Source organism: Streptomyces sp. NPDC015345 (assembly GCF_043078805.1).
Taxonomy (GTDB): domain Bacteria; phylum Actinomycetota; class Actinomycetes; order Streptomycetales; family Streptomycetaceae; genus Streptomyces.
In genome coordinates this window covers 728,864-748,255 of sequence record NZ_JBIBTX010000004.1, presented here as the reverse complement: position 1 = coordinate 748,255, position 19,392 = coordinate 728,864, and the positions used below count along the sequence as shown (strand labels likewise).

The window sequence follows — 19,392 nt, the reverse complement described above, 5'->3', positions numbered from 1 at the left end:
CGCTCTTGGGTTATGTTCGGCGCGGCGGTGCGGTGCTCGCCCGGACTACCAGCTCAGTGGCCAACTCCACCCGCGGCGACGCCAGCTCGACGTTCCGCGCGAGGTCCAGCAGCATCCGCGCCGCCAACTTGCCCATTTCTGAGAGCGGTTGCCGGACCGTCGTGAGCGGTGGCGACGACCAACGCACCTCCGGCAGGTCGTCGAAGCCGACGACGCTCATGTCCTCCGGCACTCGAAGGCCCCGGCGGCGCAGCGCCTCGATCGCGCCGAGCGCCATCTGATCGCTGGCGGCGAAGATCGCCGTCGGCGGTTCCTCCAGGTCCAACAGCCGCCCGGCGCCGGTGAACCCGGACTCGTGGTAGAAGTCGCCGGGCATCACGAGCGCGTCGTCCACGGCGACCCCGGCCACGTCCAGCGCCGCCCGGTAGCCGTCGAGCCTGGCCCGCGAGCACAGCAGCCGCGGAGGGCCTGCGATGAACCCGATGCGCCGGTGCCCGAGCTGGAGCACATGCTCGGTCGCCGCCATGCCGCCCGCCCAGTTCGTGGCGCCGACGGTCGGCGCCTCGGTGGCGGGAGATCCGGCGGGGTCGACGACCACCAACGGCACGCCGAGGCGCCGCAGTTCCTCGTGGAGCCCCGGTTCGAGCACCGACGTCACGAGGATCACTCCGTCGGAGGCGCGGGCCCGCAGATTGGTCATCCACTGTCGCGCGGCGCCCGCACGGTCGTGGATCGCGGAGACGACCGTGCCCACGCCCGCCTCGTGCGCGACCTCCTCCACACCCCGGATGATCTCTACTGCCCACGGGCTGTCCAGGTCGTTGAAGACCAGGTCGAGCAGGGCCGCCCGGCCCCCGGGCGCGGTCGGCCGGCGCCGGTAGCCGTGCCGGTGCAACAGGTCCTCGATCCGAGCGCGGGTCGCGGACGAGACGTCCGAGCGCCCGTTGACGACGCGCGAGACCGTCGGCACGGACACCCCGGCCTCCCGCGCGATCTCGGCGATCGTCACCTTCGCCGCCCCGTCCGCGCTCCGTGTGCCCGCCTTGCGCTGAGCGCCTTCCCCGGCCACCATCCCCACCTCCGTAGCAGCACACCCGGAAGCTCCGGGCGCCTTCCGGAAACCGTAAGACATGCCGTCGGCCGCCCGGAGCTTTCCGTCCGGCACCTCGAACATGCCGCGCGCTTCGCCGCGGGGCGTCACTAGTCACTCGCCCGAGGTCAAAGCAGCCCTCCCAGGAGCAGGACGCGCTCGGTGAGCTGTCCGCGCAGCTTCCCTCCGGTGGTGTCGGCCTCGGCGAGCCAGTCCGCGGCGATCAGCAGTTCGGCGTGCGGGAGGACTTCGTCAGGAGCCAGGGCGCTGAACGCGGCGGCGTCCTCCAGGGGCAGTCCGTCGTCTTCGGCGCGGCCCAGGTGGCCGTCCGGGCGGGTGTGGGCGGCGGTGTACAGGGCGAGGAGCCGACTGGCGGCGCCCAGCTTCTTCTTGCGGATCTTCCGGTCCCCCACCACCTTCTGGGCCCATCCGGAGATCCTCGCCCGGCTGGTCTTGCCCAAGGTGAACGGGCGGGGCCGCTCGGGCAGCAGGTCCGGGACGGTGATGGTGGTGGGGCTCTCAGGACGCGAGGCCAGTGCGTCGGCGACGGTTCCGGGCAAGCACAGCCAGTCGGCGTCGACCAGCTGTCGCAGCACTCGCTCCGCGTCGTCCTGCAGCCAAGTGGTGACCTCCTGGCCGGTGATGTTCCCGGTGCCGGCTTTCGCGGCACGCAGGGTGAACATGAGGACGGCGAGGCGTACCTCGGGCAGCGGGTGCGGGGCGTGCGTCTGAACGTGAGCCAGGACGGTGCGGGCCTGCGCGGCCTGCTGCCGGGTCAGGAGACGTTGCACCACCGGCCCGCCGACCGCTGCCTCACCGATGGACAGGCCGGTGCGGTTGACGTACATCTCGCGGGTGGTCCGCGCGGCCGTCTGGGCCCGATGTGCCTCGTGGCGCAGGGAGTCGTCGCCGCTCACATCGGCCCACAGACGGAAGGCACCGGCCTTGCGTTCGTGGAGTTCGGCGAGCAGAGCGAGGTCGGGCTCGGTGCGCTGCTGGTACGCGCGGAACGCGTCCCCGAGCTCGATCAGTTCCGCCCGCAGGCTATCTGGCTCAAGGTCATGCGGCACGATCCGCTGTGCGATCTTTCCCCGTTTCGCCTGCCGGGACCTCGCCCCCTGCGAGCTCGTACGAGCGTGCGGCAGCGATCCCGGTCCGGGGGCGAGGAAGGCAGCGCCGGCCGCCGCCGGGGAAGAGCCGCCGTGATCGGAGAACGTCGCGGACACACCATCCGGTTCAGCGTTTCCTCCGGCTCCTTCGGCCTGCTTCACGACTGCCGCCCTGCCCGGCCCGGCCGTGGTCGTACGAGCCGGTGGCGGGGCAGTGGCCAGCACCCGGCAGTCGGGCACAGCCGCCGCGCACCGCGCGCACATCTCCGCGATCCGCCACAGCCTTCCCGCGCGGTCCGCGTACACCGCCAGCACCACCGGACCGCCGCAGCCCCCCTCTGCTGCCGGTGGCTGTGCTCCTCTGCGGGGTCCCGCGTCGGGATCAGGTGTATGCCATGCGCAGTCGGCGGCGCGGCAGGCGCACGATGCCCCGCCGCGGGGCCCGCCGGCCGCGCGGACGTGAGCGAGGTGTTGGTTGACGTGGCCGATCGCGGCCTTGCGTCCCTCGGCGGCGCCGCCGGGTAAGCGCTGTTCGGCGCAGGCGGGACGGGAGCAGGAAAGCCTCACCACGCCTGCGGAAGGGCGCCCATAGGGGTCCAGCCGCACCACCCATACCCGCCCCGCGGCACGCTCTTGCCGCATGCCGGCCTCCACCGCCATATCGCGTCCTCCAGCCTTGCTTGATCTGTTGCCCGGGAGCATCGTCATCGGCGATACCAGAAGCAAATCAGGTGCACCGCACTGAGCGGGCGAGAAGGCTCATTCACTCTGGGTGACGCCGATCGAGCTCCTCCAGCACATGGCTGCGAAGGAGCTCGTACTCAGCACGGAGCCGACGCCACTGGGCCACGGGCGGCCGGGGGATGACGGTGCCGCCGGTGACCATCTCCTCCGGCCGGAACTGCTCTCGGGTGAGGTCGAGCTCGACGCCCTGCCCTATGCGATTCCACCAGTGGTAGTCCCGGAACCGGCCGTCGACCTGGACCTCGCCGCGGATCAGCTCGCCGCCGAGCAAGTCGTTGAGGACCATGGCGGTGACTCCGCACTGGCCCCGGGCCGGATTGTCCGGGCTCCATCGTGACCGGAGCGTCGGCGGACTCGTGTCAGCGCTCCAGCTGCGGCGAACAGCACGTTCGATGTCGGTGAGAAGCAATGGCGTCACGGTGAACATCCTCGCAACGACCACTGACAACGGGCCTGGTCCGACACCCATCCGCAGCGGACATCTGGCTGATTACGTGACGTTTGCTCTGGGGAAATACACGGCCGTCCACACCGGGCCGTACGGCGACGCGTGCCGGGTCGGCCCGCCCTCCGGGGGCAGGCACCCGCTCAGCGGGGAGTGCTCCCCGCGGGCTACCCGGCGATCTCGGCCATGCGATCGAGCCTCGCCGCGGCGTGCAACTGGTCGTGACGCTCGTACAGGGCACGTACGAGCCGGGCCAGGTTCTGCACCCCGGCCACGGTGAGTCGCGGCGGTGTCGACAGGCGCCGCTCCGCTTCGCCGAGCGAGATCTCGGTGAGTGTCCGCAGCGTGCTGATCTCAGGCAGCCGCGTGCAGCGGCGCCGCAGGTCCTCGGCGAGGACGCCGGCCTGGCCCGACAGTTGCAGCGCGATCTGTTCGCAGTCACGGGGCCGGAGCACCGTCTCGGATACGGACCACGCCAGTACGGCCTTGACGAGCGACAAGTACGGCTCACGGTCGAGTGGCGATGCTTCATGGAAGACGTCGGGCACGGTGGGTGCCGAGTGGGTCGTCATCACAATCTTCCCGCAGGCGTTTTCGGGGTCTGGGCCGCGCAGTTCGGAAGGGCTAATATCCCCGTCGGCCGTCTTCTGCTGCAAGTACATCTGCAATTGCATCGGCAATAACGGCCGTGCGGGGCCCGATTCACGCCACCGCGGCGCACGGGCCCGTACGGAGCCGCGATGGACCACCGAGCGAGGAGAAAACGCGATGAACTCACCGTCGAACGGCGTACGCGCAGACACCATCGAAGGCGCGGTGTGGCGCAAGAGCCGCCGGAGCAACCCCAACGGGAACTGCGTTGAGCTGGCAGTTCTCACTGGCGGGGAGGTGGCGGTCCGCAACTCCCGGCACACGGACGGACCGGCCCTCGTCTACACGCGCGACGAGATCGCGGCCTTCGTCCAAGGAGCGAAGGACGGCGACTTCGACGACCTGGCCGGGCTTGCTTGACGCATATGTCGACCGGATAACCACCATCGCTGTACGGACAGTGGAGGCGGTGGGACACTGTGTGCTCATCCGACCGACACGGGAGCCAGCATGACAGCCGCGCAGCCGGGGCGCGTACCGCCCCCGCGCCGTCACATCGAGCACCCCCGGGGCGGCCCGACCGTTCTACGGATCATCCTCGGAACGCAGCTGCGCCGGCTTCGGGAGGCCGCCGGCGTCACCCGGGAAGCGGCCGGGGAGGCCATCCGGGGCTCGCACGCCAAGATCTGCCGTCTGGAACTCGGCCGGGTGGGCTGCAAGGAACGCGACGTCGCCGATCTGCTGACGCTCTACCAGGTGACGGACGAGGAGCGACGCGCCGAGTTCCTGGCGCTGGCCCGCGGGACCAGCACGCCCGGGTGGTGGCACCGGTACAACGACGTGCTGCCGGGCTGGTTCGAGACACTCATCGGTCTGGAAGAGGCCGCCTCCGTCATCCGCACCTATGAGGTGCAGTTCATCCCGGGGCTCCTGCAGACGTCGCAGTACGCGCACGCCGTGTGCCGCCTCGGCAACCCGCAGGCGTCCGGGGCGGAGATCGAGCGCCGGGTGGAACTGCGTCTGCGGCGGCAGGCCCTGCTCACCGCCCCGAACCCGCCCCGGCTGTGGGCGGTGCTCGACGAGGCGTGCCTGCGGCGACCGCTCGGCGGCGCCGAGGTGATGGCGGCCCAGCTGCGGCACCTGTGGGAGATGGCGCAGCTGCCCAACGTCACCGTGCAGATCGCCCCGTTCGATCTCGGCGGACACGCGGCGGCGGGCGGGCCGATAACGATCCTGCGCTTCCTGGAGCCCGACCTGCCCGACATCGTCTACCTCGAGCAGCTGACCAGCTCGCTCTACCTGGACAAGCGCGACGACGTCGACCACTACCTCGCCGTCACCGACCAGCTCAGCGCTCAAGCCGCGTCTCCACGCGCGTCCTTGGCCATGCTGGAGGAACTGATCACGGGGACGGAGGGCGGGACGAGGCACGGGACGGAGAGGGCGACGCAGAAGGGGGCGGAGAAGGGCTGACCGGCTCGTCTTCGTTCACCGCTTGCGGGCGACTCCGCCGTACTCGATCCACTCCATGGTGCGCTGCTTGGGCCCGAGGTCCCCGTCCGGCTTCCAGGTCGACACCTCCACCAGGCCCGGTTCCAGGATCTCCAGGCCCTCCAGGAACGAGCCGAGTTCGGCGGCCGTACGGACCCGGCCCCATTGGCCGTGGGTGCTGACCCGCATGAACTCGGTGACGAAGTCACGGGTCTCCTGGTCCTCGCTGACCAGTTGGCACACGACCAGGAAGCTGCCGGGGGCCAGGCGGTCCGCGACCCGCCTGATCAGACCGGCGGGATCGTCGGCGTCCGGAATGCAGTGCAGCACGGACACGAAGAGCGCGGCCACCGGTCGGCTGAAGTCGATCAGCCGCTCCACCTCGGGGTGGTTCATGATGCCGTCGGTGTCGCGCATGTCGGCCTGGATGACCGCGGTGTTCTGGTTCTCCTCCAGCAGCGCGCGGCCGTGAGCCAGCACGATGGGGTCGTTGTCGACGTAGACGACCCGCGAGTCCGGGTCGACCCGCTGGGCGACCTGGTGGACGTTGTCCTGCGTCGGCAGGCCTGAGCCGTGGTCGATGAACTGCCGGATGCCCTGTTCCTGCGCCAGCCAACGGACCACCCGCTGAAGGAAACGGCGGTTGTTGATGGCCAGCACCTGCGTACTGGGTACGACCTTGTTCAGTTCCTCGCACGCCGCACGGTCCACGGCGTAGTTGTCCTTGCCGCCGAGGTAGTAGTCGTACATCCGCGCCACACTCGGAATGCTGACGTCAACGGCGCTGGACTGCGGTCGCCCGTCCTGGCTCATGTTCTGCTCTCCCGTCCCCCGGGCCCTTGGCGGGCCACCACGACCGGCCGTGCCGCCGGAGACGACCATGCCGATAGGAAGCCCAACATACCTACGTGCGGCCTCCGTTGCAGGCCCTCGGCGCCAACCGCCGTGCGCGAAGGGCGCACAGCACCGGACTCGGCGGCCGCCCCGTCCCCAGGCCCACGCCCTCGTCGTCGCGCGATGGCATACCGGCGTCTCGCTCAGCGGAAGTCCGCCGCGTGGTCCACCGCCCACTCCCGGAAGGACCGGGCCGGCGTGCCCGTGGTGCGCTCCACCTCATCGTTGACCGGCTCCGGATCGTCGAGCAACCGCGCCTGGGCCGGCAGCACCGCCTCCACCAGCTCCGCCGGGTACCCTGCCGCCTTCATCCGCTCGACGGCCTCGTCCAGCGAGATCTCCTCGAACCGCACCGGCCGCCCGACCGCCTCGCCGATCAGCGCCGCCTGCCGTTCCTGGGTGATCAGTTCGGGGCCGGTGAGCAGCGGACGGGCGCCGAGCAGAGTATCGGTCGTCAGCGCCTTGACGGCTACCGCGGCCATGTCCGCCTCGTGGATCAGCGGGCGGGCCAGCCCTGCCAGCGGCGCCCGGACCACACCGGTGGTGCGGACCTCCTCCGCCCAGCCGAGCGTATTGCCGGCGAACCCGGTCGGCCGCAGCGCCGTCCACTCCAGTCCCGAAGCCTCGATCAGCCGCTCCAGCTCCGTATGGAACATGGTGATCGCCTCGCCCGGCTCCTCCCCCTCGGCCCCGGCACCGGCCCCGGCGGATGACAGGTACACCACCCGCCGGGCGCGCTTCCCGATCGCGTCGATGACGTCCGCCGCGCCCTCGGCGCTCAGGAACGGCCACACCAGGAAGACGGCATCGACGCCTTCCAGAGCCGTGTCCAGCGACGCGGGATCACCGAGGTCACCGCGCACCGCCTGGACACCCTCCGGGAAGTCCGCCTCCCCTCTCACCAGCGCCCGCACGGGTACGCTCGCCGCGTGCAGTTGGGCCACCACCGCGCCCCCGACCTGCCCCGTCGCGCCGGTCACCAGAATCTTGGCCTGTGTCATCGAAATCTCCTCGTCTCGGTGTTCGATGACATGACTCTCGTACGTCAACCAAGGTTCAGGTCAAGCGCCCATCGGCTGGAGCACGGTTTACACCTGATCGAACACCCATCGGGACGCCGTCTCGATGGTGGGCCGGAAGACGACCTGGTTGCCGATGTCTCCGTCCGCGTGCAGATACTTGCCGCTCCAGTTGTGCTTGATGGACTTCGCAGTGCCGGACGTGGTCGTCCACTTCTGATAGCCGCCACCGTTGCAAGGGTGCGAGTAGACGTCCGCGCCGTTTCCGTCGAGGCAGTGACCTGATGCCGGGTTCCTGAAGATGCCGCCGGAGATCGTCCACACCTGCTTCGCGCTGCGGTCACACCTGCCGAGGACGAGGTTGCCCTTGCCTGTCTGGGCATCCACCACCTGAAGGCAGGCGTTGCTGCTGTTGCCGTTGATCACCTGGTAGTACACCGGCGCCGCCTGTGCCGGGGTCGCGCCGCCGACCAGCAGCGTCGAGCCGAATGCGATCGCCCCGCCCGCACCGGCGAGTCGAGCGAGGTGTCCCTTGAGTTCCATGGCTGATCCCCTCTGGTTCGGATGATCGGCGCGCCGAATGAGGCGCCCGCCCGGTCGTTCAGATGCCCTGTGCGATCCCTCGACCCCCGGGTGTGAGCCGGTGGCGGCTTCGTATCCTGCCCAGGCCGAGCACCGCGGCCCATCTCTTAAGTCAGGGCTTAAAGGGGGACGCGAGGGCCGCTCAGGGCCTTCTTTCAGGGACGCCTGGCGGCTCTTGCCGGGCTGGTGCTCACACGGCCCCGGCTCATGGCTCCGTAGGCGTGCCGGTCTTCAACAAGGCCAGGCCGAGCGGGGTGATGAGGTGCAGCACCGACCCGCCGCGGCGGCTGGTGGTGATGAGGCCCGTGTTCCTCAGCACTGTCGCGTGCTGACTGGCCGCCGCGGCCGAGACGTTGAGGCGGCGAGCCAGCTCGGTGGTCGTGCAGCCCTCCGCTGTCACACGCAGCGCGGCAGCCCGTGTGCGGCCGAGCAGTGACTCCAGGTTCCGGCCGGCGGAGCCCGCCGGTTCGGCCAGGCCGGCACCGGTCAGCGGCCCGCGGAGGGCCGGGACGGTCAGCCGGGGCGGCTGGGCGGTGTCGAGCGGGTCCCACAGGAAGTTCACCGCGCGCGTCGAGAAGATCCTGGGCGTGATGATCAGTCCCCTCCCCTGGAGACGCACCTCGGTCCGGCGCGGGTAGGGGGCTTCGAGTACCGGCGGACGCCAGCGGACCAGTGGTGCGCACAGCGAGCGCAGCAGCAGGTCCATGCCGCCTTCAAGGATCAAGTTCGCGTAGCGGGTGGACAGCGCGGCCAGTTCGGACCGTGCGCTGTCCCAGTAGGGCGCCACGGTCAGCCGATGGCAGGCACGCACAGCCTCGGCCAGCTCCTTCCGCGCCTCGCTGTCCCCCTCGGACACCCGTCTGGCCCACGGCAGGTGTCCGGGGTGGAAGTCGAGCCCCTCGAATTCACGTCGCAGCCGTGCCGTGGGGACATGCAGGAGATTGTCCACGGCGTGCTCCACCGTGGGTGCCTCACCCATCAGGGCCAGCAGGTCGAGCCCCGGGCCGCGGACGGGAAGCAGGGACGTCAGCGGGCGCGTGTCCGCTCCCATCCGGCCCGCGACCGCTGACCACCACGAGCGGAAGTGAGGGTGGTCCCGGCCCCCTCTCAGCAGTTCCAGGCTGTAGTAGGTCTCCGCCGCGACCCCGATCGTCGCGGCCACACGTGTCCGCGCGAGGTCTTCCGAAGTGAAGTGAATGCGTAACACCGACCCGCCCCCTGCCGCAGTGGTGGTGCCCGTCTGCCCGGTCCACCAGCATGCCCGAGTTCGGTACCCCCATGGGTATCTCTCGCTCACCGCACCGCAGACGGACCGGTCGGCCCCCGGTCGCCGTGCGGTCCGTTCGGTGGTGTGATGCCAAGAAGGCATCTCAGTGCCCGCGGGTGCCCGGCCACGGTTTCCGCACCCATGACGTATCCACCCGGACAGATGTCGGCGCGTTCGCCGAGGCGTCTGAAACAGGAAGGTCACCGTCATGACAACGCGCTCACACGCCGCACGCGGTGCTCGTACCCCGGTCCAGCAGGCGGCCCTGCTCGTCGGAGCGGTGTTCCTGCTGGTCGGCGTACTGGGGTTCATCCCCGGCATCACCACGGACTACGACACCATGAAGTTCGCCTCCCACGACTCCGGTGCCAAGCTGCTGGGCGTCTTCCAGATCTCCGTCCTGCACAACCTGGTCCACCTGGCCTTCGGTGCCGCGGGCGTGGCCATGGCCCGTAGCGCCGCCGGGGCCCGCACGTTCCTGCTGGTGGGAGGCGCCGTCTATCTGGTGCTGTGGCTCTACGGCCTGATCATCGACCACCACAGCAGCGCCAACTTCGTACCGCTCAACGACGCCGACGACTGGCTGCACTTCGTCCTCGGGCTCGGGATGATCGCACTCGGCGTACTGCTCACCCGCCGCGGCACCACCACCACCGGGAGGTGATGCGGGCGGCGGGCGAGAAGGGAAGGGATCGGCCGAGCTAGTCCCTGCGGTACTGCGCCGGCGACCTCTTGGTTCGCTCGTCCTCGTACGAACCGGCCTTGCCGCGGTCCACGTGGAACTTCGTGAGCGTGGTCACGGAGGAGTTCGGGTCGCGGCGGTCGCCGATGACGCGCATGTGGGTGGTGAAGCGCTCGGGCGTCACCTCGTACACGTCGTAGCCGTACCGGTTGCCCTCGAAGTACTTCAGGTGCGGGTTGGCCTTGCCCATGAGGGGGCCGTTGGCGGCGTTCCACTCGGGCGAGTAGGCGCCGGAGGTCACCGAGTGCGCGGTGAACTCCGTACCCACCAGCGGCGAGTCGGGCTGGTCGAAGTCGGTGCGGACGTCGTCGACGAACGCCGAGTGCCAGTCGCCGGTGATGACGACCAGGTCCTCCAGGCCGCTTCTGTGCACGTGCCCGAGGACCTCCTTGCGCTCGGCGAGGAAGCCGTCCCACTGGTCGGTGAACATGTACGAGCCGCCCGGCCTGCCCCGCAGCTGGCTCAGCATGATCGAGTTGGCCCACACGTGCCAGGAGTCCGGGGCCCGGTCGACGGTGCGCTTGAGCCAGGCCTTCTGCTCGGCGCCGAGGATGGTGCCGTCGGGCACGTTCTGTGCGGAGCGGTACGACCGCAGGTCGAGGACGCTCAGTTCGAGCAGGTCGCCCCAGCGGCGTACACGGTGGATCTCGGGGTCGGGCAGGGCCATGCCGCCGAAGGAGTCGCGGTGCGGCATGTGCTCGAACCACGCCTGGTAGGCGGCCGCGCGGCGGCGCATGAACGGCGCCCCTCCCCCGGTGCCGCTGTAGTCGTTGACGACCTCGTGGTCATCCCAGGTCAGGAACCACGGATGGGCGGCGTGCGCCTCGCGCAGCGACTTGTCGCCCTTGTACAGGGCGTGCCGCTTGCGGTAGTCGGCGAGCGTGAGGATCTCCGGTCCTTCGTGGTCGCGTACGTGCTTCTCCGGTACGCCGCCGACCTGGCCGTGCTCGTAGATGTAGTCACCAAGGTGTACGACGAAGTCCACGTTCTCGCGGGCGATGCCTCGGTGCGCCGCGTAGAAACCGTCGTGGAAGGCCTGGCAGTTGGCGGCGGCGAAGGTGACCTTGGAGACCCGGCCGCGCGGCGCGGTCTTCGTACGGCCGACGCGGCTGGTCCTGCCGAGCGCCTTGAACGCGTACCAGTAGTGGCGGCCGGGCGTCAGACCGCTCACCGGCACGTGCACGCTGTGGCCGAGCGTCGCCGACGCGGGCGCGGTGCCCCGGGCGACCACGCCGCGCAGCCGGGCGTCCTCGGCGACCACCCACTCGACCTCGACGACCTCGGGCAGTCCCTGCTCGGCGGCGAGGGGTTCGGGCGCGAGTCTGGTCCACAGCAGCACCGAGTGCGGTTGCGGATCGCCGGAGGCCACACCGAGTGTGAACGGCGCCTGGTCGTACTCGGCGCCCAGGCGCTCGGCCGCCTCACGGGCCTGCGCCGGAGTGAGTCCCCCGGCGAGCGGCCAGGCGAGGTTCAACGCTCCGGCGGCCGCGGCGGCCTTCAGCAGATCACGGCGATTGACGGTCATCGGTGGCCTCCGTCGGCGCTGAGGGTGAGGGAGAGGGCGTCCGCGTAGCCGTCGTTGGAGGTGCCGCCGCCGCTGCGGGTGAAGACGAGGAGGAGCCGCGCCGAGCGGGCGGTGGGCGGCACCGCGGCCTCGGCGGTGCGCTCCACCAGGCCCGTGCGGCCCTCGCGGTCGGCGGCGCCGACGGGGCCGAGCACGCTCAGGGCGACCGGCGTGCCCTTGGCGTCACGGAACTCCACGGAGAGCCGGGCGCCGTCCTCCTGCCCGGCGTAGCCCCCGAGCCAGGCGGACAGGGTGTAGCGCACCCGCCCCGCGTCGACGGCCCGGTGCCCGGTGCGGCCGGTCCTCGGCAGGGAGATGTCCTGGACCAGGGCGGTGCGGGCGCTGTTGCCGCCCGAGAAGAAGCGGCTGCCGCGCCGGGCCGGACCGGGGTCCGACGCGGTCGGGTAGCCACCGCCGAGGCTGTAGGCGATGAGCGCCGGGGCGCCCTGAGCAACCTGCCAGCCCCGGACCTTCGCGACGGGGTCGGCGGTGCCGCCCGCCCCGCTCTCCGCGTCGCCGTTGACGACCAGATTCACGCACGCCTCCTGTGATCGTTGGGTTGAGCGCGGCCAGCCCACCAGCCGCGTGTGAACCAGGAGAAGCGTTTCGGCGAATTCTGTTACGTCCGCGCCCGCGCCGATGACGCGGCCAGTGATCCCGAACAAATCCCGGCGCCCTGACAACCTCCTCGGTCCCGCGCGCCTCCTTAAGGTCAACGGCCCTCGCTGACCGACCACTGACCAGAGGGCCGGGAACAAGGAGGGGAACTGTGCGCACGCACAGATGGAGAAGCGCCGCTCTGGCGACCGGCATGGCCGGGATGCTCGCGGCCACGGGAGCCACGGCCATGGCCGAGGCGGGCGCCCCCGACGCACCGCCCCAAGTACCCGATCTGCGCGCCGACGTGAACCGGGACGGCGACGTCGACGTGGCGGGCACGAGCGACTCGGCGGGCGAGAACACCTGGACGGCGCGGCGCGGCGCGATCGTGCTGCCGAACGTCGACGACGACGCGAAGCGCTGTCCGGTCAAGGACGCCCGTGGCAGGCCCCTGTCGGACGCGAAGCTGGCCCGGTGCAACGACGGGTCCGACACCAAGGTGAACGGGGCGCGTGACGCGGCTGACCTGGCCCGTTTGAAGACCGTGCCGCTGACCGCGGTCCCGGCGGGCAGCCACGGCGCCGTCAAGGCCATCGGCGTCGGCGCCAAGAAGGCCCGCGTGTTCATCAAGCGCGACGACCGCTGGTCCCTGCTGCGGTCCACCGACCGGCTGACCGCCGCCGAGCTGCGCGCCGGTGTCGAGCTGGGCGTCGAGGCCACGGACGTGGTGCGCGACGCGCGGAAGTGGAACGGCGAGGTGAAGGTCCGCTTCACGGTCACCGGCGGTGGCACGTCCCGCTCCGACGACGTCGTCCTGCGCACCGCGCCCGTGCTGACCCACCATCACCTTCAGCGTGCCGAGGAAGTCCTCGTCACGAAGGTGAAGGGCGCCGGTGTCTACGGCCGTGACCAGCGCAAGTTCGTCAAGGAGCTCGCCCGGCAGGTGAAGGAGGCCGGCATCGAGAAGCCGCTGAAGACCTTCACCGAGTACGGCGACCCGTGGGCGCAGGACTTCGTCGAGCCGGCCTACGCGAGCATGCCGGGCCCGGGCGGCGAGCAGCGCACGATGCGGGTCATGATCCGCTCCGCGCAGCCCGACCGGGAGGCGGGCCGTGAGCTGTTCGAGAAGCTGCGCGGGCCGGACGTTGGCGTGGTGCAGGTCGGCAAGCCGACGGTGAACGAGGAGTGGACGCTCAACTCCATGGGCAACCTGGAGACCATTCCGCCGTACACGCTGAACGGCAAGAGCTACCCGGCGGGCCGCATCATCCAGGGCTACCGCGCCGACTCCGGTGCCAAACCCGCCAAGTCGATGCGTACGTTCCTGTCCTCGCAGGGAGTGCAGGCGCCGCTGCTGCTCGACACGTCGTGGCTGTCGGTCGGGCACGTGGACGAGTTCGTCCAGTTCCTGCCCGCCGACACCGAGCGCGGCTGGCGCATCGGGGTCGCCGACCCGGCCGCCGGGGTGGAGCTCCTGCGCAAGGCGAAGCGGGACGGGCACGGCGCCACGAAGATGTTCTCCGTCCCGCGCGGCAGCGACATCCCCGCGCCCAAGGAGACCATCGACAAGGTGCTCGCCAAAGCCTCGTTCCACACCGACAACAAGGTGGCGGCCGAGCGCATCGAGGCCAACCTGGACATCCTCAAGCGCGAGACCGGCGTCACCGACGCGGACATAGTGCGGGTGCCCGGTCTGTACACGCGGGACTCCGACGAGAGCGAGGGCCTCAGCGGCAGCCGCAAGTTGCGCCGCATGGGCCCCGACACCCTGGAGAGGTTCAGCCAGCTGCGTGGTGCGGACGAGGCGCGCGGCGGCCGGGGTTCCGGGGGCGGTGCAGGGAGCGGCGCCGCCGCCGTCCGGCCGAACAGCGCCTACATACCCGGCGCGGTCAACGGCGTCCTGTTGAGCCCGACCCGCTATCTGGCACCCAAGCAGTGGGGACCTGTCATCGGCGGCCGGGACATCTTCACCGAGGCGGTGAACTCCGTGTACGCCAAGGCGGGGTTCACCACGGCGTACATCGACGACTGGTACACGTACCACCTCGGCATGGGTGAGGTGCACTGCGGCACCAACACGCTGCGGGACGCGCGAGCGCCGTGGTGGCCCACGGCGTAACGCCTTCCGGCGGGGCCGGTACGCCGACGCGGATGCCGGCCCCGCTCACAGGGGCGGGTCACCATGTGCTGATGGCCGGCGCGTCCGGTTCATGCTGCCGCCAGGCCTCGCTGAGGCGCGCGAGCCGGTCCGCGGCGGCGATGCCGCACAGGAACGCGATCTTTCCGTCGCTGACTTCGAACGTCACGGCGCCCACGACCCGTTCGCCGACCACGGCGACGACTGCCGGGGAGCCGTTGACCCACGCGATGTGCATCGCGGGCGAGCCGCCTGCCAGCCGCCGCTTCGCCGGCGTGGGCCTGAAGCCGGCCCGCACGTAGGAGGCGACCCGCTCGGGCGTGTTGTGGCGCAGCAGCCGTTTTGCCAGCCCGGCGCCGTCCGAGAGCGCCGTCACGTCGTCGGTGAGCAGCGCCACCAGCCGTTCGGTGCGCCCCGACGCGGCGGCGGCGAGGAACTCCTCGACGACCCGGCGGGCGGACACGGGGTCGGCCTCGCCGCCGCGGCGGCGCTCGGCGGCGACCCGGGTCCGGGCCCGGTGGGCATGCTGCTGGCTCGCGGACTCGCTGATGTCGAGGATGCCGGCGATCTCCGCGTGGCTGTACGAGAAGGCCTCGCGCAGGACGTAGACAGCCCGCTCGACAGGCGCGAGGCGCTCCAAGAGGGTCAGTACGGCCAAGGTCACCGATTCGCGCTGCTCGAAGGTGTCGGCCGGGCCGAGCATCGGGTCGCCTTCGAGGAGCGGCTCGGGCAGCCAGGCACCGGCCGCCCGCTCGTGGCGGGCCTGCGCCGAGCGGAGCCGGTCGAGGCAGATATTGGTGACGACCTTGGTCAGCCACGCCTGTGGCACCTCGATCCGTTCACGGTCCGCGGCCTGCCAGCGCAGGAAGGTGTCCTGCACCGCGTCCTCGGCATCGGCGGCCGAGCCGAGCAGACGGTACGCGAGCGAGGCCAGCCGGCTCCGGCCGGCCTCGAACTGATCGAGGGCTGAGCTGTCCATGTGGAACAACCTACGCGGCGACCCTCACGCCGGCCCGGTCGGGCGTGGCGACCAGGCGGTGCTTGCGCTTCGGCATGCCGAAGGTCGGGTGGGCGATGCCCCATCCGGCTCCCTTGAGTACGCCCGCCTTGAGCCGCGCGGCGGCCCGGCCGCCCAGGTACCAGGACTTCGACCGGACGTCTGCGTCCACCATCTGGAAGATCGCGTCGCGCCGCCCGAGGCTGATGTGGTTGCCGTGGTACTTCAGCCCGGTGGTCGGGACTTCGGCGCCCGTCAGGCGCGCGATGATCGCGGCGGTCGCCTGCATGTTGGTGAAGCCGGCCGAGGCGCAGGACATCGGCAGCGGCCGGCCGTTGTCGCCGATCGCGTAGGCGCAGTCACCGGCGGCGTAGACGTCCGGGTGCGAGACCGAGCGCATGGTGCGGTCGACGACGATCTGGCCGGTCTCGGCGACCTCCAGGCCGCTGGCCGCCGCGATGGGGTGCACGGCGAACCCGGCCGACCACACGGTCACGTCGGCCGGGATGGACTGCCCGGCGTTACCGCCGGTGATCGCCCGTGTCGGCTCGACGGCTTCGATGGCGGTGTGCTCGTACACGGTGATGCCGAGCCGGTCGAAGGCCTGACGCAGATGGCGGCGGGCCTTGGGAGAGAGCCAGGCGCCCAGTTCGCCGCGGGCGGCGAGCGCGACCGAGAGGTCGGGCCGGGACTCGGCGAACTCGGTGGCGGTCTCGATGCCGGTCAGCCCCTCACCGACGACCAGAACGGCGCTGCCCTCGTCCAGGCGGGCCAGGCGCTCGCGCAGACGCAGCGCCGAGGAACGGCCGGCCACATCGTAGGCGTACTCGGTCACGCCGGGGACGCCATGGTGGGCGACGGAGCTGCCGAGCGCGTAGAGAAGCGTGTCGTACGCCAGTTCACCGTCGCCCTCCTCGCCGGTCACGGCGACGGTCCCGCGCTCGGGGTCGACGCCGGTGACGCGCGCCAGGCGCAGCCGCACCTCGGTGCCCGCGAACACGTCGGCGAGCTTGCGGAACGCGAGGTCCTGGCCGGCCGCGAGCTGGTGGAGCCGCATCCGCTCGACGAAGTCGGCCTCGGCGTTGACGACGGTGATCTCGGTGTCGGCGGAGGAGAGCCTGCGGGTGAGGTTTCCGGCGGCGAAGGCTCCTGCGTATCCGGCGCCGAGTACGACGATGCGGTGCTTCATGGCGTTGCTCCTGTCTCGTTCGCGTGCCCCTTGAACGAGACGGCGCCGCGATTGCTGACAGAAGTCCGATGTGACGCGGGTCACCGCTCGCCGTCCCACCGCGCCGCCCGCCGCATGGGCGCAGGACGCGGCCAGAACCCGCCGATCCACACCGGTGGACCGGGCTGTTGGACGGTTGCGGGGAGCAGCGCCGCAACCCCGATCCCGCCAGGAGCCCGCTCCCCTGAAGCAACCTCCCCGCCATGGGCTGAGCCCCGTCTCTCGGCAAGGTGCCTCCCACCCTTGAAGTCAAAGGTCCAATGGGCCGGGCGGTGCCGGGCCGGGCAGGTTTCGGCATCGGCCCGCTGTGCCTGCGGGGTCCTGCCTCCCACCAGGCGCGGTACCCGGCGCCTCCGAGAGGGGGCCGGCCGGGCTCTTCAGTGTCGGGAGCGCCTTATTCAGGGTTTTCACGCTCCGCTTCTTCCTCTCGTTGCTCCGCCCTGCCGGTCGGCGGACAGTACCGGACGGCGCCCGCGATGCTCCGGGGCGCGTCTCCCGCACTCGGAGAAGGAGTGAACGTGAACAGACGGACAGGTACCGTCCTGACGGCCCTCGGTGTGGTCTTCGCCGTCGCCGCCTCCGTGCTCCCGGCCGGCAGTGCCGGGGCCGCCGCCCTGCCACCGGAGCGGGAGTTGAGGCAGGTCGTGGGCGATGCCATGCAGGACCGGCTCGGCGCGCGGGCCAGGAGCGGCTACGGGCTGGCGGCCTCGGCGAAGCTGGAGATCCTGGTCGAGCCGCAGCGGTGGTCCGCCAACCGGGCCTGGGCATTCGGCAGTTCGGTGTTCCTCATCCCCCGGGGTGTCGAAACCGCCCCCGTGGTCTCGCTGTTCGTCGCCCGGCGTACGGGCGGTACCTGGCAGGTCGGCCTCCAGGGCACACCGGCCTTCGCCGCCCTGTCGCACCGCGCCCCCTCCGCGGTGGTCAAGGACGCCGAACGCGCCCCGTTCGCCCGTACCACCTCGCCCGAGCCGCGCGCGGCCACCGGTCTGTCACTGCCGTGGCAGCGGAACGCCGGCTGGGCACACTGGGGTGTCCACGGCAACAGCGGCACGTCCCGCCCGTACAACTCGATCGACTTCTACGGCGGCGACGGCAACGTACGCGCCTCGCGGACCGGGCTGATGTACCGGCACTGCACCAGCGGCGGGCGGTGGCCCCACATCACGGTGATGCACGACAACGGCTACACCACCGGCTACTACCACCTGCGCGACACCACCGGCAAACCCTCGGGAAGCGCGGTGGCCCACGGCGAGTACCTCGGCAGGATCGCGGAGGAACTTCCGTGCGGCGGCTCGGCCAACGGCGACCACACGCACTGGACCCTGTGGACGGGATCGGACGGCAACACCCCGGTAGCGGTGCGGGGCAAGGAGATCGGCGGCTGGACCTGGTACGAGGGCTCGTCGTCCTACCAGGGGTACGCCGAGCGGGGCGGCACCCGCATCCACCGCAACCAGTGCTGCGACCTCATCAACTACGGAGGCGGCGGCGACCCCGGCACGTACTTCGAGAACACCTCCGACCTCGACATCCCTGACCAGGGCCAGGCCGAGTCATCCATCACCGTCGGCGGGATCAGCGGAAACGCGCCGGCGTCCCTGTCGGTGTACCAAGACGTCCACCACACCTGGCGCGGCGATCTGCGGATCGACCTCATCGGCCCCAGCGGCACGGCCTACCGACTGCGCGGCCCCGACCCCGGCGACGACGGCGACGTCATACACGAGACCGACACGGTCGACGCCTCCGGGGAGACCGCCAACGGCGTCTGGAAGCTGCGGGTCACGGACACATCGGTCAACGACAGCGGCCATATCGACGCGTGGAGCCTGACCTTCTGACCGCGGAGCGGCGGACGAGTGGTACCGCCGCTCTCGACTGCGTCCGCGCCCCCGGGTACCTTCGTGCTCGTCCGGGGGGCGGACGTACGCCGTCAGGAGGACCCCGCACATGGTCACCAGTACGCGCACCGCACCCAGCCACGGGCAGGCGCAACTCCCGTACGCCGACTCCTTCGACGAGGCACTGCGGACGGCCATCCGGGCCCGCGGCCTCAGCCTCGACAGACTGCACGCCCGGCTCGCGGAACGCGGCATCCAGGTCAGCGTGGCCAGCCTCTCCAACTGGCAGCGGGGGCGCTGCCGCCCGGAACGCGCCCCTTCGCTGCGTGCCGTCCGCGCCCTGGAACAGATCCTGGGCCTGCCGCGGGAGTCCCTGGTCACCCGGCTCGGCCCGCCCCGCCCCCGCGGCCGCTGGGCCCGGCAGGTGCCCGGCGCGCTGTCCTACCGCGATCTCTGCCCGGTGCCCGGCAGCGTCGGCCGGCTGCTCGGCCAGATCGAGCAGAACGCCGACGGCAAGCTGGAATGGCTGGGCTGTCACGAGCGCTTCCGGGTCGGCCCCGACCACGAGGAGCGGAGCGTGCACACCCGGCTGGTGTTCCGGGCGCGTACGGACGGCGTCGACCGCCACGTGGTGGTGCACCACAACGAACTGGGCCGGCTTCCCGACGTCCGCCACGGCGCGTACTGCCGGACGGGCCGCGTACGGACCGACCCGGACACGGGCGTCACAGCGGTGGAACTGCTCTTCGAGCGCCCGCTCCAGCGCGGCGAGACCTATGTGATCGAGTACGGGTTCGGCTACCGGGAGGACGGACCGCCGACCGACTTCTACCAGCGCTGGTTCCGCTTCCCCGCCCACGCGTACCTGCTACAGGTGCAGTTCGATCCGGCCGCCCTGCCCGCCCGCTGCTACCGCGCCTGGCAACCGAACGTGTCCACACCGGCCGACCACCTCACGGAACTGCGGCTGAGCAGTCGGCACAACGTCCATCTGGCCGACACCCTGCTCCGCCCCGGGATCCATGGCATCCGCTGGGAGTGGGACTGA

At 71.0% G+C, this 19,392-nt stretch carries 18 protein-coding genes and 1 pseudogene; 6 read left to right on the top strand and 13 right to left on the bottom strand.

Going from position 1 to position 19,392, the window contains the following annotated elements; genetic code table 11:
• Nucleotides 1–10: 10 nt before the first annotated feature.
• The 4 genes from ACF062_RS20485 to ACF062_RS20470 form a co-directional block, all read right to left on the bottom strand.
• On the bottom strand, nt 11–1,072 hold the full coding sequence (locus ACF062_RS20485; protein WP_392140004.1) for a LacI family DNA-binding transcriptional regulator: 1,062 nt from the start codon (nt 1,070–1,072) through the stop codon (nt 11–13).
• 146 nt (nt 1,073–1,218) lie between these two features.
• Nucleotides 1,219–2,160 carry a hypothetical protein gene (locus ACF062_RS20480; protein ID WP_392140002.1) on the bottom strand — a complete coding sequence of 314 codons (942 nt, stop codon included), beginning with the start codon at nt 2,158–2,160 and terminating at the stop codon, nt 1,219–1,221.
• Nucleotides 2,161–2,962: 802 nt separating this feature from the next.
• Nucleotides 2,963–3,361, bottom strand: a complete 399-nt coding sequence (locus ACF062_RS20475; protein WP_392140000.1) for a hypothetical protein — start codon at nt 3,359–3,361, stop codon at nt 2,963–2,965.
• 194 nt (nt 3,362–3,555) lie between these two features.
• Nucleotides 3,556–3,960, bottom strand: coding sequence for a DUF6415 family natural product biosynthesis protein (locus tag ACF062_RS20470; protein WP_392139999.1), 405 nt, complete (start codon nt 3,958–3,960; stop codon nt 3,556–3,558).
• 196 nt (nt 3,961–4,156) lie between these two features.
• Between ACF062_RS20470 and ACF062_RS20465 the strand changes: the two genes are divergently transcribed.
• Together ACF062_RS20465 and ACF062_RS20460 are read left to right on the top strand one after the other, a co-directional pair.
• Entirely contained in the window at nt 4,157–4,399 is a 243-nt protein-coding gene (locus ACF062_RS20465; protein WP_392139997.1) for a DUF397 domain-containing protein, read from the top strand.
• Nucleotides 4,400–4,489: 90 nt separating this feature from the next.
• Entirely contained in the window at nt 4,490–5,452 is a 963-nt protein-coding gene (locus ACF062_RS20460; RefSeq protein WP_392139995.1) for a helix-turn-helix domain-containing protein, read from the top strand.
• A 15-nt stretch (nt 5,453–5,467) separates the two neighbouring features.
• Here the strand turns inward: ACF062_RS20460 and ACF062_RS20455 are convergent, their stop codons facing one another.
• The 4 genes from ACF062_RS20455 to ACF062_RS20440 all read right to left on the bottom strand — a co-directional run bounded on the left by ACF062_RS20455 (nt 5,468) and on the right by ACF062_RS20440 (nt 9,127).
• Complete coding sequence (locus tag ACF062_RS20455; protein WP_223772589.1) at nt 5,468–6,283, bottom strand: SAM-dependent methyltransferase; 816 nt, start codon at nt 6,281–6,283, stop codon at nt 5,468–5,470.
• 224 nt (nt 6,284–6,507) lie between these two features.
• Nucleotides 6,508–7,365 (bottom strand): NAD(P)H-binding protein, encoded by an 858-nt coding sequence (locus ACF062_RS20450; RefSeq protein ID WP_392139993.1) that lies wholly within the window; start codon nt 7,363–7,365, stop codon nt 6,508–6,510.
• A gap of 87 nt (nt 7,366–7,452) precedes the next feature.
• A complete protein-coding gene (locus tag ACF062_RS20445) occupies nt 7,453–7,926 on the bottom strand; it encodes a ricin-type beta-trefoil lectin domain protein (protein WP_392139991.1) in 474 nt (157 codons plus the stop codon).
• Nucleotides 7,927–8,170: 244 nt separating this feature from the next.
• The gene (locus ACF062_RS20440) at nt 8,171–9,127 is read right to left on the bottom strand and encodes an ArsR/SmtB family transcription factor (protein ID WP_392139990.1); all 957 of its coding nucleotides are present in this window, start codon (nt 9,125–9,127) and stop codon (nt 8,171–8,173) included.
• Between the two features lie 313 nt (nt 9,128–9,440).
• On the opposite strand from ACF062_RS20440, the gene ACF062_RS20435 reads away from it, so the two are divergent.
• Nucleotides 9,441–9,896, top strand: a complete 456-nt coding sequence (locus ACF062_RS20435; RefSeq protein WP_392139989.1) for a DUF4383 domain-containing protein — start codon at nt 9,441–9,443, stop codon at nt 9,894–9,896.
• Nucleotides 9,897–9,933: 37 nt separating this feature from the next.
• Here the strand turns inward: ACF062_RS20435 and ACF062_RS20430 are convergent, their stop codons facing one another.
• Both ACF062_RS20430 and ACF062_RS20425 read right to left on the bottom strand, forming a co-directional pair.
• Nucleotides 9,934–11,499: an alkaline phosphatase D family protein gene (locus ACF062_RS20430; RefSeq protein ID WP_392139988.1), complete on the bottom strand. Its 1,566-nt coding sequence runs from the start codon at nt 11,497–11,499 to the stop codon at nt 9,934–9,936.
• Nucleotides 11,496–12,074, bottom strand: coding sequence for a phosphoesterase (locus ACF062_RS20425; RefSeq protein ID WP_392139986.1), 579 nt, complete (start codon nt 12,072–12,074; stop codon nt 11,496–11,498). Before ACF062_RS20425 ends, ACF062_RS20430 begins: the two co-directional genes overlap by 4 nt.
• 275 nt (nt 12,075–12,349) lie before the next feature.
• Here ACF062_RS20425 and ACF062_RS20420 point away from each other — a divergent pair, with 275 nt between their 5' ends.
• A complete protein-coding gene (locus ACF062_RS20420) occupies nt 12,350–14,257 on the top strand; it encodes a protein-arginine deiminase domain-containing protein (protein WP_392140258.1) in 1,908 nt (635 codons plus the stop codon).
• 58 nt (nt 14,258–14,315) lie between these two features.
• Here the strand turns inward: ACF062_RS20420 and ACF062_RS20415 are convergent, their stop codons facing one another.
• The 3 genes and pseudogenes from ACF062_RS20415 to ACF062_RS20405 form a co-directional block, all read right to left on the bottom strand.
• Entirely contained in the window at nt 14,316–15,254 is a 939-nt protein-coding gene (locus ACF062_RS20415) for a sigma-70 family RNA polymerase sigma factor (RefSeq protein WP_392139984.1), read from the bottom strand.
• A 10-nt stretch (nt 15,255–15,264) separates the two neighbouring features.
• Nucleotides 15,265–16,461 carry an NAD(P)/FAD-dependent oxidoreductase gene (locus tag ACF062_RS20410; protein ID WP_392139982.1) on the bottom strand — a complete coding sequence of 399 codons (1,197 nt, stop codon included), beginning with the start codon at nt 16,459–16,461 and terminating at the stop codon, nt 15,265–15,267.
• A gap of 89 nt (nt 16,462–16,550) precedes the next feature.
• Nucleotides 16,551–16,649 (bottom strand): annotated as a pseudogene (locus tag ACF062_RS20405) (LLM class flavin-dependent oxidoreductase); the annotation flags it as partial.
• A gap of 369 nt (nt 16,650–17,018) precedes the next feature.
• On the opposite strand from ACF062_RS20405, the gene ACF062_RS20400 reads away from it, so the two are divergent.
• Together ACF062_RS20400 and ACF062_RS20395 are read left to right on the top strand one after the other, a co-directional pair.
• The gene (locus tag ACF062_RS20400; RefSeq protein WP_392139980.1) at nt 17,019–18,344 is read left to right on the top strand and encodes a proprotein convertase P-domain-containing protein; all 1,326 of its coding nucleotides are present in this window, start codon (nt 17,019–17,021) and stop codon (nt 18,342–18,344) included.
• 109 nt (nt 18,345–18,453) lie between these two features.
• Nucleotides 18,454–19,392 carry a multiprotein-bridging factor 1 family protein gene (locus ACF062_RS20395; RefSeq protein WP_392139978.1) on the top strand — a complete coding sequence of 313 codons (939 nt, stop codon included), beginning with the start codon at nt 18,454–18,456 and terminating at the stop codon, nt 19,390–19,392.